The organism is Rodentibacter heidelbergensis (assembly GCF_002000125.1).
GTDB lineage: Bacteria > Pseudomonadota > Gammaproteobacteria > Enterobacterales > Pasteurellaceae > Rodentibacter > Rodentibacter heidelbergensis.
In genome coordinates this window covers 77215-93459 of sequence record NZ_MLHH01000012.1, presented here as the reverse complement: position 1 = coordinate 93459, position 16245 = coordinate 77215, and the positions used below count along the sequence as shown (strand labels likewise).

At 42.4% G+C, this 16245-nt stretch carries 16 protein-coding genes; 9 read left to right on the top strand and 7 right to left on the bottom strand.

Annotation, left to right across the window (positions count from 1 at the left end; all coding sequences use genetic code 11):
• Positions 1-79 precede the first annotated feature (79 nt).
• The 3 genes from trxB to BKK48_RS06410 form a co-directional block, all read right to left on the bottom strand.
• Positions 80-1033 (bottom strand): thioredoxin-disulfide reductase, encoded by a 954-nt coding sequence (trxB, locus tag BKK48_RS06420; RefSeq protein WP_077427311.1) that lies wholly within the window; start codon positions 1031-1033, stop codon positions 80-82.
• A gap of 113 nt (positions 1034-1146) precedes the next feature.
• Positions 1147-2004: a co-chaperone YbbN gene (locus tag BKK48_RS06415; RefSeq protein ID WP_077427310.1), complete on the bottom strand. Its 858-nt coding sequence runs from the start codon at positions 2002-2004 to the stop codon at positions 1147-1149.
• A gap of 90 nt (positions 2005-2094) precedes the next feature.
• Positions 2095-3444, bottom strand: a complete 1350-nt coding sequence (locus tag BKK48_RS06410) for a GntP family permease (protein WP_077427309.1) — start codon at positions 3442-3444, stop codon at positions 2095-2097.
• 229 nt (positions 3445-3673) lie between these two features.
• On the opposite strand from BKK48_RS06410, the gene BKK48_RS06405 reads away from it, so the two are divergent.
• The gene (locus tag BKK48_RS06405; protein ID WP_077427308.1) at positions 3674-4189 is read left to right on the top strand and encodes a gluconokinase; all 516 of its coding nucleotides are present in this window, start codon (positions 3674-3676) and stop codon (positions 4187-4189) included.
• Positions 4190-4221: 32 nt separating this feature from the next.
• Here the strand turns inward: BKK48_RS06405 and gntR are convergent, their stop codons facing one another.
• Entirely contained in the window at positions 4222-5217 is a 996-nt protein-coding gene (gene gntR / locus BKK48_RS06400; RefSeq protein ID WP_077427307.1) for a gluconate operon transcriptional repressor GntR, read from the bottom strand.
• A 117-nt stretch (positions 5218-5334) separates the two neighbouring features.
• On the opposite strand from gntR, the gene selD reads away from it, so the two are divergent.
• Positions 5335-6381 (top strand): selenide, water dikinase SelD, encoded by a 1047-nt coding sequence (selD, locus tag BKK48_RS06395; RefSeq protein WP_083714742.1) that lies wholly within the window; start codon positions 5335-5337, stop codon positions 6379-6381.
• Between the two features lie 30 nt (positions 6382-6411).
• Here the strand turns inward: selD and hemH are convergent, their stop codons facing one another.
• Together hemH and BKK48_RS06385 are read right to left on the bottom strand one after the other, a co-directional pair.
• Entirely contained in the window at positions 6412-7383 is a 972-nt protein-coding gene (gene hemH / locus BKK48_RS06390) for a ferrochelatase (protein ID WP_077427305.1), read from the bottom strand.
• A complete protein-coding gene (locus BKK48_RS06385) occupies positions 7380-7796 on the bottom strand; it encodes a hotdog fold thioesterase (RefSeq protein WP_077427360.1) in 417 nt (138 codons plus the stop codon). Before BKK48_RS06385 ends, hemH begins: the two co-directional genes overlap by 4 nt.
• Positions 7797-7999: 203 nt before the next feature.
• On the opposite strand from BKK48_RS06385, the gene BKK48_RS10035 reads away from it, so the two are divergent.
• Together BKK48_RS10035 and BKK48_RS10030 are read left to right on the top strand one after the other, a co-directional pair.
• A complete protein-coding gene (locus tag BKK48_RS10035; protein ID WP_208604182.1) occupies positions 8000-8698 on the top strand; it encodes a DDE-type integrase/transposase/recombinase in 699 nt (232 codons plus the stop codon).
• 59 nt (positions 8699-8757) lie between these two features.
• Complete coding sequence (locus BKK48_RS10030) at positions 8758-9189, top strand: hypothetical protein (protein WP_244154877.1); 432 nt, start codon at positions 8758-8760, stop codon at positions 9187-9189.
• 57 nt (positions 9190-9246) lie between these two features.
• Here BKK48_RS10030 and ydiJ read toward each other — a convergent pair whose 3' ends face one another.
• Positions 9247-12318, bottom strand: coding sequence for a D-2-hydroxyglutarate dehydrogenase YdiJ (gene ydiJ, locus BKK48_RS06375; RefSeq protein ID WP_077427304.1), 3072 nt, complete (start codon positions 12316-12318; stop codon positions 9247-9249).
• Positions 12319-12729: 411 nt separating this feature from the next.
• On the opposite strand from ydiJ, the gene ompA reads away from it, so the two are divergent.
• From ompA to grxD, 5 genes are all read left to right on the top strand, one after another.
• The gene (gene ompA, locus BKK48_RS06370; RefSeq protein ID WP_077427303.1) at positions 12730-13809 is read left to right on the top strand and encodes a porin OmpA; all 1080 of its coding nucleotides are present in this window, start codon (positions 12730-12732) and stop codon (positions 13807-13809) included.
• A 116-nt stretch (positions 13810-13925) separates the two neighbouring features.
• Positions 13926-14507 (top strand): LemA family protein, encoded by a 582-nt coding sequence (locus tag BKK48_RS06365; RefSeq protein WP_077427302.1) that lies wholly within the window; start codon positions 13926-13928, stop codon positions 14505-14507.
• Between the two features lie 10 nt (positions 14508-14517).
• Entirely contained in the window at positions 14518-14967 is a 450-nt protein-coding gene (locus BKK48_RS06360; protein WP_077427301.1) for a TPM domain-containing protein, read from the top strand.
• Positions 14960-15757, top strand: a complete 798-nt coding sequence (locus BKK48_RS06355) for a TPM domain-containing protein (RefSeq protein ID WP_077427300.1) — start codon at positions 14960-14962, stop codon at positions 15755-15757. The genes BKK48_RS06360 and BKK48_RS06355 overlap by 8 nt, the downstream gene beginning before the upstream one ends.
• An 83-nt stretch (positions 15758-15840) precedes the next feature.
• Positions 15841-16167: a Grx4 family monothiol glutaredoxin gene (grxD, locus tag BKK48_RS06350; protein ID WP_077427299.1), complete on the top strand. Its 327-nt coding sequence runs from the start codon at positions 15841-15843 to the stop codon at positions 16165-16167.
• Positions 16168-16245 lie beyond the last annotated feature (78 nt).

The window sequence follows — 16245 nt, the reverse complement described above, 5'->3', positions numbered from 1 at the left end:
CTGGCGTGCGTGGCATTGAGCAAGCCACGCACGATGATAAAAGATTGGCGTGCCAAGGAGAGTTGGCACGTCTGGTATTTTATTTTTGTGCATCGAGGTAGCGTTCGGCATCCAATGCAGCCATACAACCGGTGCCGGCAGAGGTGATGGCTTGGCGATAGTTATGATCCATCACATCACCGGCAGCAAATACCCCTTCTACCGAGGTTGCCGTTGCATTCCCTTCAAGGCCGGATTTCACCACAATGTAGCCATTGTTCAATTCAAGCTGACCTTGGAAGATTTCGGTGTTCGGTGAATGGCCGATTGCTACAAATAAACCATCAATATTGAGATCTTCTTTTGTACCGTCTTTGGTATTTTGTAAGCGTAATCCGGTTACCCCCATATTATCCCCTAACACTTCGTCCAAAGTGCGGTCGGTATGAAGGACAATCTTTCCTTCTTCCACTTTTTTATATAAGCGGTCGATTAAGATTTTTTCTGCACGGAAACTCTGACGGCGGTGGATTAAATGCACGCAACTTGAAATATTCGCCAAGTAGAGTGCTTCTTCCACAGCGGTATTGCCGCCCCCAATCACCGCAACAGGTTTATTACGGTAGAAAAAACCATCACAAGTGGCACAAGCAGAAACACCACGGCCTTTGTAATGTTCTTCAGAAGGCAGACCTAAATAGCGGGCTGATGCCCCTGTGGCAATGATTAAAGCATCGCAGGTGAAATGTTGCACATCACCATAGAGTTTAAATGGACGAGAGGATAAATCCACACGGTTGATATGATCGAATACAATTTCTGTATTGAACTTTTCGGCGTGTTGTAACATTCGTTGCATAAGACCTGAGCCTGTGGTTTCACCAAAATCCCCCGGCCAGTTTTCGATCTCATCCGTGGTGGTGAGCTGTCCGCCTTGCTGTAAACCGGTCACTAACACCGGGTTTAAATTGGCACGAGCAGCGTAAATTGCCGCAGTATAACCGGCAGGGCCAGAACCTAAAATTAACAGTTTGGCTTGTTTCACATCAGACATAAAGTATCCTTCTTAACATATTGAAATACTGTGATTTTATAACGGGTACAGGCAATGTGTCCCGATAAGTCAACCTAAAATTAAGGGTTGGTAACGGCGATATAATACCCTATTTAATAGAGCAAAGAGTAAAGCAATCGGCGGAATTTATTGGTGAGCGGATCCGCATTACCCATTGCACTTAATATCGATAAAAATTGCTGTTTAATTTCCCCATTATGGGCGTTTAAATCTGTTTTTAAAATATCAAAAAGCAGGCTGAGCGCTTCTTCATTTCTCCCCGCCTGATGTAATTGCACGGCAAGTTTAATGGCAATTTCAGGGGTAGGATTTTTTGCATAATCAGCACTTAATTGTTGAATTTCCGGCGTATCAGCCGCTTGAATGAATAATTCAATCTGGGCTTGTAAACCTTGCCAGCGACTATCCCGATCTTGCAATGGAATTTGATCTAAAATGGCTTGTGCCAGTTCGGTTTTTTTCATCGCAATATAGGTTTCCGCATAGAGTAGGGCGATATCGCTGTTTTTCTTATCAGAAAGTTCCCATGCCTCTTTTAATAGCGGTAATGCGGCATCATAATTTTCTACTTGTAAAAAATCCAAGGCTTGATGAAATTTAAGCTCTTCCTCTTTGGGCAAAATCACACTTAAACGTTGTAAAAGTGAGGCTTGATCCAATGCACCGGGAAAAGCATCCAATGCTTGTGCTTCTTTGAACAAATAAGTGGTTGGCAAAGCTTGAATACGAAATTGTGCGGCAATCATTTGCTCTGTTTCACAATTCACTTTTGCCAATATAAATTGCCCTTGATATTGTTCTGCAAGCCTCTCCAATAACGTTAAAAAATCCGCCGATTCTTTATGGCTTGGTGCATAAAAGTTTACCACTAGCGGTTTTTCAAGAGATTGCTGAAGAAGTTCGGTGAGATTTTGTTCATTCACCTCAACAATAAACGGAAAATCAGCCATTGTTTATCCTTGTTCGGAAAAAATAATGGCTGATTTTAACAAAGTGCGGTCAATTTTAGAAATGTTTTACAAATCGACCGCACTTTAAGATTAGAGAATAATGCTACCGATAAGGGCGATAACAAAGCCGACTACCCCAATGGAAGTTTCAAGTAAGGTCCAAGTTTTTAAGGTAGTTTTGGTATCCATTTCCAAGAAACGGCTCATCAGCCAGAAACCGGAGTCATTGACATGAGAGAGAACGGTTGCCCCGGAAGCAATGGCAATTACGATAAAGCAGAGATCGAATTGGCTTAAATCGGTTGCGGCCGCCACTGTCGGTGAAATCAGTGCTGCTGCAGTGGTTAAGGCCACCGTGGCAGAGCCTTGTGCGACACGCATCACCATGGCGATAACGAAAGCGGCAACGATGATCGGCATTCCTGTATCCGATAGCATAGCGGATAGGACATCGCCAATTCCACTGGCACGGAGTACACCACCAAACATACCGCCTGCACCGGTTACTAAAACAATTGAGCAGATAGGGCCGAGTGCGTTGTCGCAGATTTTTTCGATTTGTTCATAACTACGTTGATCTTTCAGCAATAGGATTGCCACGATCAACGTGATTAATAATGCAATAGGGGTTTTACCGATTAATCGTAGCGATTGTACCCAAGTTTGTGATCCATCAATCACTTTTGCTACACTTAATGTGTTTAACCCGGTATCAAACAAAATAAGAATAATTGGGAGTAATAAAACCGTCATCACGCGGGCAAAACTCGGTGGATTTTGCACGGAAGTATCGCTAATTGCGGCAGCATTGAGGAAGGCTTTAGGTAAATCTACATGGATTTTTTTGCTGATAAACATACTAAATAAATATGTTCCGATATACCAAGTTGGAATAGCGCAAACTAACCCAACGATGACGAGTAATCCAATGTTAACACCCAGTAAATCACCGGAGGCCACCGGACCCGGGTGAGGAGGAAGGAAAGCATGCATCACTGCAAATGCACCGGCTGCCGGAAAGGCATAGCGTAATACAGAACCGCCAAAACGTTTTGCCACGCTAAACACGATAGGCAACATTACCACTAAACCGGCATCGAAGAAAATCGGGAAACCGAATAACAGTGAAGCCACCCCTAATGCAAAGGGCGCTTTTTTCTCACCAAATTGATTAATTAATGTATCTGCCAGCACCTTCGCCCCGCCGGTGATTTCTAATAGGCGGCCGATCATTGCGCCTAATCCGACAAGCAGTGCCACAGAGGCTAAGGTATTACCAAATCCGGTAAGCAAAGTTGGCAAAATTTTTTCTACCGGAATACCGGAAGCCAGTGCAGTCAGTAAACTCACAATAATTAATGCCACGAATGCGTGGACTTTGAATTTTATAATAAGCAAAAGCAGCAATAAAATTGCAGCAACCATAATCACAATAAGCATAGTTTTCCTCCAAATGGATTGTTACCCGTAACATACCGAGTATTCTACGTTTAGTAAATGATCACTATTTAAAATTGTGATCGTTCTCACATTATTTTTTTGTTAAAAGGCGGATTTCCTTTTTTCTTCTTAATTTATTTCGTGATCTTGATCACAAAAATGAATGTTACCAGTAACAATTGATAAAAATTCTTATATGATGAAAAAAAGTTTTGTGAGGTAAAAAATAATGAGTAAAGGAAAAAGTTTTATTCTGATGGGGGTTTCCAGCACAGGAAAAACCTCGGTGGGGACAGCTGTTGCACAGCGCTTAGGCATTAAATTAATTGACGGTGATGATCTTCATCCCCGAGCCAATATTATCAAAATGGGAGAAGGGCAACCGTTAAATGATGAAGATAGAGCGCCTTGGCTTGAGCGTATTCGTGATGCTGCTTTTAGCCTTGAACGTAAAAGCGAAGTGGGGATCATTGTTTGTTCGGCATTGAAGAAGCAATACCGTGATATCATTCGGGCAGGCAATGACAATGTAAAATTTCTTTTCTTAGAGGGCTCTTTTGATTTGGTACTTGAGCGGATGAAGCAACGCAAAGGGCATTATATGAAAACGGATATGTTAAAAAGCCAATTTGATACCCTTGAAGTGCCACAAGAGGATGAGCCTGATGTCATTCATATTGATATTGACGGAAGCTTTGAAACTGTGGTCGAGCGTTGTATTCAGGCTTTAAAACCCTTGCTCTAATGATAAAAGTGCGGTTATTTTCAACCGCATTTTTACAGGCTTTCCCCTAGATGGATTTTAAATCCGAGATCAATGGTTTTTTCTCTGAGCGGATCGCCATTTAGTCGTGCTAAGAGCGCTTGAGCCGCTACTTTACCGATTTCTAACCGTGGTGTGATGACGGTTGCCAATTGAGGATTGACAGAAAAGCCCACATCATGCCCATGAAATCCTGCAATGGCGATTTGTTTAGGTACATCAATTCCCAAACGTTGACATTCAAAGAGTGCACCAATGGCCAAGTCGTCATTGGTGCAGAAAATACCGTCAGTTTTGGGGCGTTTTTTTAGAATTTCACGAAGCTGCTTTCCGCCTAGGGTAAAGGAAGAGGGTTCTTCGGTGATCAAACTATAGGGTTCAAACCCATATTTTTTCATGGCTTGTTCATAGCCTTGCATTTTCAGTTGGGTTCGCCTGTCCATTCGGGCGGTGAAATACACAATATTTTTGTATCCTCGGGCGATCATGGTTTCCACCATGGTTTGAGCGGCCGCCACGTTATCGAAACCGATGGCTTGTTGAATGCCCGTTTGTGTACTTTCCATAATTTCAATCACAGGAATATTCGCCACTTCGATCATTTTAAGGGTGCGTAGGGAATGGTAATTTTCCGATAAAATCAGCCCGTCCACATGATAAGAAAGTAAACTTTCAATTCGTTCTTCTTCCTTTTTAACACTATAACCGTAGTGCGCCAGCATGGTTTGGTAGCCGGCGTTGTCAAGAATAAGCTCAATGCCTTTTAACACATCGGCAAAAACATGATTGGTTAATGAGGGGAGCAGTACACCAATGGCTTTACTCTTGGCATTGGAAAGAATTTCCGGCGCACGGTTAGGAATATAGCCAAATTGCTCAATGGCTGCCGCAATGCGGATTTGCGTTTCTTGGGCAACGGAATTCGGATTACGCAAATAGCGACTTACTGTCATTTTGGTGATACCGAGGTGATTGGCGATGTCCTGCAAGGTGGGGCGTTTATGTTTCATTGAAATTCAAATTAAATCATGCGTGTTGGCAGTATAACAAAAACATTTGATTTTTTGACCGCACTTTTCGTTGAAAAAAGGTATAATTTGGCTCAAATTTATGACAGGGGATAGCGTATGGTGGATGACATTCGTTTAACACAATACAGCCATGGTGCGGGTTGAGGCTGTAAAATTTCGCCTAAGGTGTTAGGGACAATTTTACAAACACAGCTTGAAAATTTTGTCGATCCTCATTTGTTGGTGGGCAACGATACTGCAGATGATGCGGCGGTGTATGATTTAGGAAATGGAACTGCCATTATCAGTACCACGGATTTTTTCATGCCTATTGTGGATGATCCTTTTGATTTTGGACGTATTGCCGCTACGAATGCGATTAGCGATATTTTTGCCATGGGGGGGAAGCCCATTATGGCGATCGCGATTTTAGGTTTTCCAATCAATAAATTACCGGCAGAGGTGGCACAAAAAATTGTGGATGGCGGACGATTTGCCTGTCATCAAGCAGGGATTTCTCTCGCCGGTGGTCATTCTATTGATGCACCGGAACCGATCTTTGGTTTGGCCGTCACCGGGGTGATAAATACTGAAAAAGTAAAACGAAATGCTTCAGCTAAGGTAGGTAGTAAACTCTATTTAACCAAACCTTTGGGCATTGGCGTGCTGACTACAGCGGAGAAAAAAGGCAAATTAAAACCGGAACATCAAGGACTGGCCACGGCGGCAATGTGTCAATTAAATAAGATTGGCAGCCAATTTTCAGAAGTCGAAGGGGTGAGCGCCATGACGGATGTGACAGGCTTTGGTTTGCTTGGTCATTTACTTGAAATCTGTGAAGGATCAAATCTCAATGCTGAGCTGTATTTTGAGCAAATCCCAACCCTTGAGGGCGTATCGGACTATATCTCGGAAGGTTGCGTACCGGGAGGAACAACACGCAATTACGACAGTTACGGACATAAAGTGGGCATATTGACCGATTATCAAAAAGCGGTGTTATGTGATCCACAAACTTCAGGTGGGTTGTTGGTGGCGGTTGAACCGAAAAGCGAGGCGGAACTCTTGGCGATCGCTCAAGCTGCAGGCGTTGATGTTTATGAAATCGGCGTACTGAAAGCAAGGGATAAAGAAAAGGGCATTTTTGTTGAGGTGCTTGATTAGAAATAAGCGTGGATAAAATCCACGCTTTTTTTATGCCAGTTTTTGTAGAATTAAATTTCCCATCATTTCAATATGTGTTGGCTCGGCATTCAGTGCAGGGATATATTGATAAGTTTCTCCCCCGTTATGGAGAAAATTCTCACGGTTTTCTTCATCAATTTCTTCAATGGTTTCCAAACAATCCACCGAAAAACCGGGGCAAACCACGGCGATTTTACGGATACCTTGTTCACTTGCAGAAATTAAAAATTCATCGGTGTAAGGTTGCAACCATTCTTCACGGCCAAAGCGGGATTGAAAGGTCATTCCCCACTGATTTTCGGTTAACCCGAGCTTATCGACAACGGCAATGGTGGTTTCTTTGCAATGTTGGCGATAATAATCCCCTTGGTTTTCATAGCGCAATGGAATACCGTGATAAGAGAAAAGTAAAAACTCATCGGGTTTTAACCGCACTTTGATAGATTGCGTGAGGGCATCAATATAGTGTTTATCCAAATGATAGGAATGGATAAATTCAAAAGGCGGGATATTTCGACTGTGTTTCAGGGCATTGGCAAAAACATCAAACAATGCACCGGTTGTGGTGCTGGAATATTGTGGATAAAGGGGTAAGACGATGATTTTATCCACCTGATTTTCCACGAGTGTGTCCACTGCACTTTGCATTGAAGGATTGCCGTATGTCATCGCAATTTCAACCTGCGCATTAATATTTTGAGCAGATAAATAGGCTTGTAAAGCTTTTTGTTGTTGTATAGTGATGGCAAGTAATGGCGAGCCTTGTTCTGTCCAAATTGCCTGATAATTTTTAGCTACTCGTTTAGAACGAGGAGGAAGAATGAGAAACTTAAGTAAAGGCCACCACTTCCAGCGGGGCACATCAACAACACGAGGGTCGGTTAAAAATGGCCATAAATAACGAGAAACGGCGGTAGGTGTTGGGGCATCAGGGGTGCCTAAATTGGCTAAAATAACCCCAATTTTTTTTGTCATTGTCATAAATCGATAATAGAAAGTGTTAATCGTGAAACGCAGCAAAGTTTATCTTGCTCATTGCGGATGTCAATTTGCCAAACATGGGTATTTCGACTTAAATTAATAGGTGTCGCCTTCGCCGTTACTTTCCCTTCTCGTACCGGGCGAAGATGATTGGCATTAATATCTAACCCTACCACGGTTTTTCCTTCTTCAACACAAAGAAAGCCGGCAAGAGAGCCTACTGTTTCTGCCAATGCCACCGAAACCCCACCGTGTAATAACCCGAAAGGCTGTGTGGTGCGATGATCCACCGGCATTGTCGCCTCAAGCCAATTTTCACCAAAAGCAGAAATTTCAATGCCAAGATGACCCACAGCACAGTTTTTTCCCATTTCATTGAGCTGTGTGAGGGTAAAGTTTTTTTTCCAAATCATCATTTTTTCTTCCATATCGTTCTTCTTTCTTTGAGTTTGTTTGGATTTCTCATTTTCCCCCTTCCGCCCTTCGGGCACCTTCCCCCGCTAGCAGGGGAAGGCAAGGTGGTACAACCTGATAACATCCTTTACATCATAACCCAAAGACATCGTTTACATTCCAATCTTGTAAACTTGCATCAAAATTCTCGTGGAGAAGTAAGATGCCCTGGAAAGAAACGAATACAATGGAACAAAGAGTGTTATTTATTAAAGCCTGGTTGTCCCGACATTATACAAAAACCGACCTGTGTCAGCAGTTTGGCATTAGTCGTCCAACGGCTGATAAGTGGATTAAACGCCACGAACAGGTGGGATTTAATGGCTTGAAAGCGCTTTCTCGCAAGCCACATCACAGCCCCAATGCGACACCGCAATGGATTTGTGATTGGTTGATTACCGAGCGGATTAAGCGTCCCGATTGGGGAGCTAAAAAGCTACTCGATATGTTTGCTCGCTGTTATCCCGATGCACCACGTCCGGCGGATAGCACTGGTGATTTAATCCTTCAACGAGCGGGCTTGGTGAAACCGAGAAAACGTCGTCGTTATACAGCAGCCGACACATTGCCTTTTGAAACCTGTGATGCACCGAATACGACTTGGTGTGTTGATTTCAAAGGACAGTTTCCGCTTGCCAATAAACAGCTATGTTATCCGCTGACGGTGAGCGATAATTTCAGTCGCTATTTATTGTTGTGCGAAGGCTTACCTAACACCAAAGCTGATGCGGTTATCCGCTTGTTTGAACAGCTGTTTAACGAGTTCGGTTTACCTTGCACCATTCGTTCCGATAACGGTTCACCTTTTGCCTCAATCGCATTGGGCGGCTTAGTCGACTCTCCAAATGGTGGATTGACTTAGGCATTCGCCCTGAACGTATTCAGCCTGGACACCCGGAACAAAATGGGCGACACGAGCGGATGCATCGCAGTTTAAAAGCGAGCTTAAATGCCCGTTTAAGTAAGCTGGAATATGACTTCAATGCCCAACAAGTCGTGCTGGATGCGTTTCGTGATGAATATAATCACGAGCGTTCACACGAAGGCATTGAACGAAAAACACCAGCCGAATGTTATACGCCTTCTCTTCGGACTTATACGGGCAAAATAGCGCCGTATGAATACAGCGGACAGGCGGAAATTCGCCGGGTTCGACAAAACGGCGAAATCAAATGGCAAGGTCAAAATTATTACCTCAGCCAAGTACTTGCCAAAGAGCCCGTGGCGTTTGTGCCTTATGCCGATGGCATTTGGAACATTTTTTACCGTTTTCATTTTCTCGGTCAAATGGACGAACGAGAAAAGAAAATAAAACCCGCCACACAGTGGCACCAACAACCCAGCAAAATGTAAACTATGTCCTTAGGGAAATATGTAAATGATGTTTGGGTTGTACAGGTTAATTTTTTCTTACTCTAACACTTCCAACAACGCTTGAAGAGGATGTTTTAGCGACCTTTGTTCATAACGCTTCACTTGGCTACGGCAGGAATAACCGGTGGCTAAACAAAAGTTCGGATCTTTTCCGTGAAGCTTTTTACCCCATGAAATAGCGTAAATGTCACGGCTCATGGTTTGGTTTTGTACTTCGTGGCCAAATACGCCCGCCATGCCGCAACAGCCCACTTTTTCAACGGTTAATTTTTGCCCGAATTTTGCAAAAATTTGTTGCCATTCTTTTGGGCTGTTTGGCATAAAGGTGGATTCCGTACAATGTGGAAAGAGATGCCAATCAAAAGTGCAGTCAGCTTTTGGCATGTTTTCTAATGTGCCTAAATCAAGCTGGTTTTTGAGCCATTCATGGGCGGTCAGAACATGGAAATCGCCCCGTTGTGCTTGTAATACCTCTTTATATTCATCACGATAGGAAAGCACAATGGCGGGATCGACCCCCACCAACGGCACACCCAATTGGGCAACCCGATTAAGCAATTCCGCTTGGTTTTTTGCGGTTTTCGCAAAACGTTTCAAGAACCCTTTGACATGCATGGCTTTGCCGTTGGGTTTGAAAGGAAGAAGAATTGGGTTAAAGCCCAGTTTTTGTGTGAGTGCCACGAAATCCCGCACCACTTTTGCATCGTAATAAGAAGTGTAAGGATCTTGGACGATCAATAACATTTTCGCTTTTTCCACGGTGTTTAACTGTTCTAAGGCTTCCAACGGTTTGCCCTGATAGCCAATTTCCACAAGTTGTTGTTGTAAATTCGGGGTGGAAAGGAGCGGTAAATCTGTCATGCCAATGGTTTTTTCTACTAGCTTTTGGGTGGCTTGTAACCGAGTAAAATAATTAAAAAATTTGGCTTGTTTCGCCATATAAGGGGCGGCCAGTTCTAAATTCGCCACAATATGATCTTTTACCGGACGCAAATAACGGCGGTGGTAAAAATGGAAAAATTTTGCTCGGAAACTTGGCACATCAATTTTGATCGGACACTGACTGGCACAGGCTTTGCAGGCAAGACAGGTTTCCATTGCGGCTTTGACTTCGTGGGAAAAATCATATTCTCCCCGCCATTTTTGCAGGCTATGACGGATTTTGGCGACAAGTGCGGTCAATTTTACGTCATTTTTTTGAAAATCAAGTTGTTCCGGCGAGATGTTTTCATTAGCTAATAAACGCAGCCATTCTCTCACCATTGCGGCACGCCCTTTCGGGGAAAATACACGGTTTTTACTCACTTTCATTGATGGGCACATAATGCTGTGTTCATCAAAATTAAAACAAAGCCCATTGCCGTTGCAATTCATTGCACCTTTAAATTCATCCCGTATTTGAACCGGAATTTGGCGATCATAGTCGGCCCGCATTGGCGATAAAATGGAATACAGCTCATCTTCAGAACCTAACGGCGTGCAGATTTTCCCCGGGTTTAGGCGATTGTGAGGATCAAATAAGAATTTGATGTAACGGAGTTCGTTCCATAATTCCGGTGTGAAGAATTTTTCGCCGTAATGAGAACGCACGCCTTTGCCATGTTCCCCCCATAGTAAACCACCGTATTTCACTGTCAGTTCAGCGACTTCATCGGAAATCTGTTGGAAAAGTTTAACTTGTTCTTTATCACACAAATCCAACGCAGGACGAACGTGTAGCACACCGGCATCCACATGCCCGAACATACCATATTGTAAATGGTGGCGATCTAATAACGCACGAAATTCGCTGATGTAATCGGCAAGATGTTCCGGTGGCACGCAGGTATCTTCCACAAAAGGAAGGGGTTTGGCCGGTCCTTTGGCATTGCCGAGTAACCCGACGGCTTTTTTACGCATGGCATAAATGCGTTCGATAGAAGGAAGATCATGGCAGATTTGATAGCCAATGATCTGATCCTGCTGTTGGGCGATTTTTTCATCCAATGCCTGACAAAGTGCGGTCACTTGGCGATGGATTTTTTCTTGATGATGGCCGGCATATTCCACAATATTTAAGCCCAAAATTGGGTTGTGTTCTTCCTCGGTTAGCAGTTCGCTAACCGAATGCCAGATAATATCTTGTTTTGCGAGGTCTAAAACTTTGGAATCAATGGTTTCCACTGAAAGGGCGTTGGCTTTCACCATAAAAGGGGCATTGCGTAGTGCCGCATCAAAAGAACGATACTTTATATTAATGAGGGTGCGGTATTGCGGAATAGGCAAGAGATTGAGCTTGGCTTCGCAAATAAAGGCAAGAGAGCCTTCAGAACCGGTGAGCAAACGGGTGAGATTAAATTCACTTTCATCTTCATTGAACACATTTTTTAAATCATAACCGGTTAAAAAACGATTGAGTTGTGGTAAATCGTTAATAATACTTTCACGTTTTTCTTTACAACGTTGTGCAATGGTTTGATGTAGGATTTTAGCGGTTTCGCTCAACCCAAGGGAATCAATATTATCGAAAATAGTTTGAGAGTTGACTGCATTGGTATCCAATATTTCCCCATTTATCAACACACTGCGTAATGCAAGCACATGGTTGGAGGTTTTACCGTATTGCAGTGAGCCTTGCCCTGAGGCATCAGTGTTAATCATCCCGCCTAACGTGGCACGATTGCTGGTGGAAAGCTCAGGGGCAAAGAATAACCCATGAGGCTTTAAAAATTGATTGAGTTGATCTTTTACAACTCCCGCTTGTACCCGAACCCAGCGTTCTTCAACATTCAGTTCTAAAATGGCTGTCATATGGCGGGACATATCTACAATAATATTGTGATTAAGAGATTGGCCGTTTGTTCCGGTGCCACCACCACGAGGAGTAAATGTGAGAGATTGATATGTAGGCTGATTTGCCAGTTTCGTAAGCCTTACAACATCTGCCACGCTTTTTGGGAATAAAATCGCCTGAGGCAGTTGCTGATAGACACTGTTGTCTGTAGCAAGGCTTAAGCGATCAGCATAATTGGTGGCGATATCACCTTCGAAATGTTGTTTTTGAAGCTCGGTGAGATAGTGTTGAACAATTTCATCAACTTGCGGTACTCGAGAAAGGCGGGGTAGCATAGTTTCGTCTTTATATTAAAGGGTAAAAAGAATGGAAAGATGATATATGATGCGGATAAAAATGTCGATTTTTAAGCAATGAAACTTAATAACTTGTGATTGAGTTTGTTGAAATGAGAATGAAAATTAACAACTATGAATGAGTGTTCATTATGGTGCTTGATTGTTTATTTATTGACCAAAAACCGTAAAAAATATTTGATATTTGATTTTTTTATAGGATAATAGGCGAACTTTTGAACGTTCCTTTGGCGACACAAAGGAATTGAATTTGTCAAAAGTTGGTAAAGTTGGGGCAAATTCAAAACCCTAGTTAAGCAATCCTTGGAAAACGGTTTGAATAAAAAGTTCAAATAATTTTCAAGTAAGGAAACTTTTATTATTAACGATGACTAAATAGAGGACATCAAAATGAAAAAAACTGCAATTGCATTAGTTGTAGCTGGTTTTGCAGCAGCTTCTGTCGCTCAAGCAGCGCCACAAGAAAACACTTTCTATGTGGGTGTTAAAGCAGGTCAAGCATCTTTCCACGATGGTTTAAGAGCAAACTCTGACCACAATAAAGCTGACCGTTACGGTGATGGCTACAAACGTAACTCTTTCACCTATGGTGTATTTGGTGGTTACCAAATCTTAAACCGTGACAACTTAGGTTTAGCGGTTGAATTAGGTTACGATGATTTCGGTCGTGCTAAATTCCGTACTGATGCTCAAACTACTGTTAAACACACTAACCATGGTGCTCACTTAAGCCTTAAAGGTAGCTATGGTTTAGGCGGTTTAGTGTCTGCTTTAGAAGGCTTAGACTTCTATGGTCGTGCAGGTGCTGCATTAGTTCGTTCTGACTACAAATTCTACAACAACGGTAACCGTAATCATGCTAAAGGTGCACACAGCTTAAAAGTGTCTCCAATGTTTGCTGCAGGTTTCGAGTATGCATTACCTTCATTACCTGAGTTAGCATTCCGTCTTGAATACCAATGGTTAACTTCTGTAGGTAAAGACAACAAATTAGCAGAAAATGCAGACTACACACCATGGATCGGTTCTATCAACGCTGGTTTATCTTACCGTTTCGGTCAAGGCGCACCGGTTGTTGCACCTGAAGTTGTAAGCAAAACTTTCAACTTAAACTCTGATGTAACTTTCGCTTTCGGTAAAGCAAACTTAAAACCTGAAGCAAAAGCAACCTTAGATGGTATCTACGGTGAAATCGCACAAGTAAATAGTGCGAAAGTTGCGGTTGCTGGTTACACAGACCGTATCGGTAAAGATGCAGCAAACTTAAAATTATCACAACGTCGTGCAGACTCAGTAGCTAACTACTTAGTGTCTAAAGGTGTTGGTGCACAAGATATCACTGCGACTGGTTACGGTGAAGCAAACCCAGTTACAGGTGCAACCTGTGATGCGGTTAAAGGTCGTAAAGCGCTTATCGCTTGTTTAGCACCAGACCGTCGTGTTGAAATCGCAGTTAACGGTACTAAATAATCTTATTTAGTTATCCATTAGCGGATTAAATGGAAAGACCTAAGCCTCGGTTTAGGTCTTTTCTTTTATCTAAATAGAGAAGGCTCTCTCATTTTTAAATTAGTAGGAACATTATTATGAAAAAATGGCTTGTTATCATCCTTGTTGCTGTTGTAGCAGGGTTTACTTTAATGTCGAGTTATAACGGATTGGTTAAAGCGGAAGAAGAAATTGATTCAGTATGGGCAAATGTGGAATCTTCTTATCAACGCCGTGCTGATCTTATCCCTAACTTAGTGAATACGGTGAAAGGTCAGGCAAACTTTGAACAACAGACCTTAACCAATGTGATCGAAGCCCGTGCAAAAGCAACCCAAACCAAAATTGATCCCGCCAATATGACGGAAGAACAGCTTGCACAATTTCAACAGGATCAAAACCAAGTGGGATCGGCATTATCTAGATTGCTTGTTACCGTTGAACAATATCCTCAATTAAAAGCGCATGAAGGCTTTATGAATTTACAAGCACAATTAGAGGGAACTGAAAACCGTATCAACGTTGCTCGTAATAAGTTTAACGATGCGGCTCGTATTTATAACCAAAAAGTGCGCCAATTCCCGACAAAATTTGCCGCATTAATCTTCGGGTTTAAAGAAAAACCTTACTTTAAATCGGCATCCGGTGCTGAAAATGCCCCTACTGTGAATTTTAATTAAGGTCGCCATGATGAGATTCTTTTCAAGAATTCCTGTGGATAAAAAACAAATAGAGGCGGCGATTAGCCGCCTTGAAAATGAAAGTTCGGCAGAGTTGCGAGTTTATATTGAACGAAAACTGCCGAAATCTTCGGCAGGGATGTCTGCTATAGAACGTGCTTTACAGGTGTTTAACGAACTTGAAATGGATAAAACTTCTGCACAAAACGCAGTGCTGATTTATATTGGATATAAAGATCATCTTTGTGCGGTCATCGGTGATAAAGGTATACATCAATTTGTTGATGAAGCTTATTGGCAGAAGCAATGTGATCTTATGATTGAGCAATTCAAAGAAAAAGCCTATACAAAAGGGATTGTAGAGGCTATTGAGCGAATTACCGATACGTTGAGAATCCATTTTCCGATTCAACCCAATGATAAAAATGAATTACCTAATGAGGTGATCATTCATGGCTAAACTGTTGCAACACTTGAAAAGTGCGGTTGTTTTTGGGCTCGTTTTTTGGGGATCGTTGGTTTTTGCCGCACAGTTCCCACCGACACCCAATCCTTTTCGTTATGTGAATGATTACACCAATACGCTCTCGCCACAACAGCAGCAAGTTCTTGAAAATAAATTGGTGGCTTATGGTAAAGCAACCAGCTCACAAATCGCTGTTGTTATTATTCCTACTACGGCTGAATATGAAATTGCAGATTACACCTTTGCTTTAGGCGATAAATGGGGAATTGGACGTAAGCAATTGAATAATGGCGTATTAATGCTGATTGCCAAAAATGATCGTAAGGTATTTATTGCCACCGGGCAGGGATTAGAAGGGGTCTTACCTGATGCTTTTTTATCCCAAGTTATCCGTCATGCCATTTTACCGCAATTTAAACAGGGTCAGTATGCACAAGGGATTAACGATGGGTTAAATGATATTATTGCTGCAAGCCAAGGGGAATATGGCGCTTATCAAACGGAAGAAAGTGAATTTGACCAATATATTCCTTTCCTTATGGCATTGGTCTTTATCGCCTTTGTCGTGTTTGGTGAATATCAATTCCACAAAGATGAAATTTACATTAGCCCAAATCAGCGTGATCAATTAAATCGCATTGTGCGTCAATCGACATTATCCCGTCGTCGTAGAGGCGGCTCCGGTTTTGGTGGAGGATTTGGCGGGGGATTCGGTGATGGCTCATCGGGTGGCGGTTTTGGCGGTGGCGGATTTGGTGGCGGTGGTGCTGGCGGGAGCTGGTAAATCCGACATAATAACTCAGCTTCTCATTGGTGATACTGAGAACTTATGCTAGAATGTGCCTTTCTATTGTTATGGGGAACATTATGGAAACCTTAGATAAAATCAAAAAACAAATTAGCGAGAACCCAATTTTAATTTATATGAAAGGTTCGCCTAAACTGCCTTCTTGTGGTTTTTCTGCGCGTGCCGCAGAGGCATTAATCAACTGTAAAGTGCCTTTTGGTTATGTGGATATCCTTCAACATCCGGATATCCGTGCTGAATTACCGGCTTATGCAAATTGGCCGACTTTCCCACAATTATGGGTTGAAGGAGAACTTATCGGTGGATGCGATATTATGCTAGAAATGTATCAATCTGGTGAGTTACAAACCTTATTAAGTGAAGTCGCCGCAAAACATCAAGCTTAATCCCATTTGTTAAAACCCGCTTGTGCGGGTTTTATTTTGTCTAAATTTTGTGATCAGATTGGCATTTTTGATTTAAAG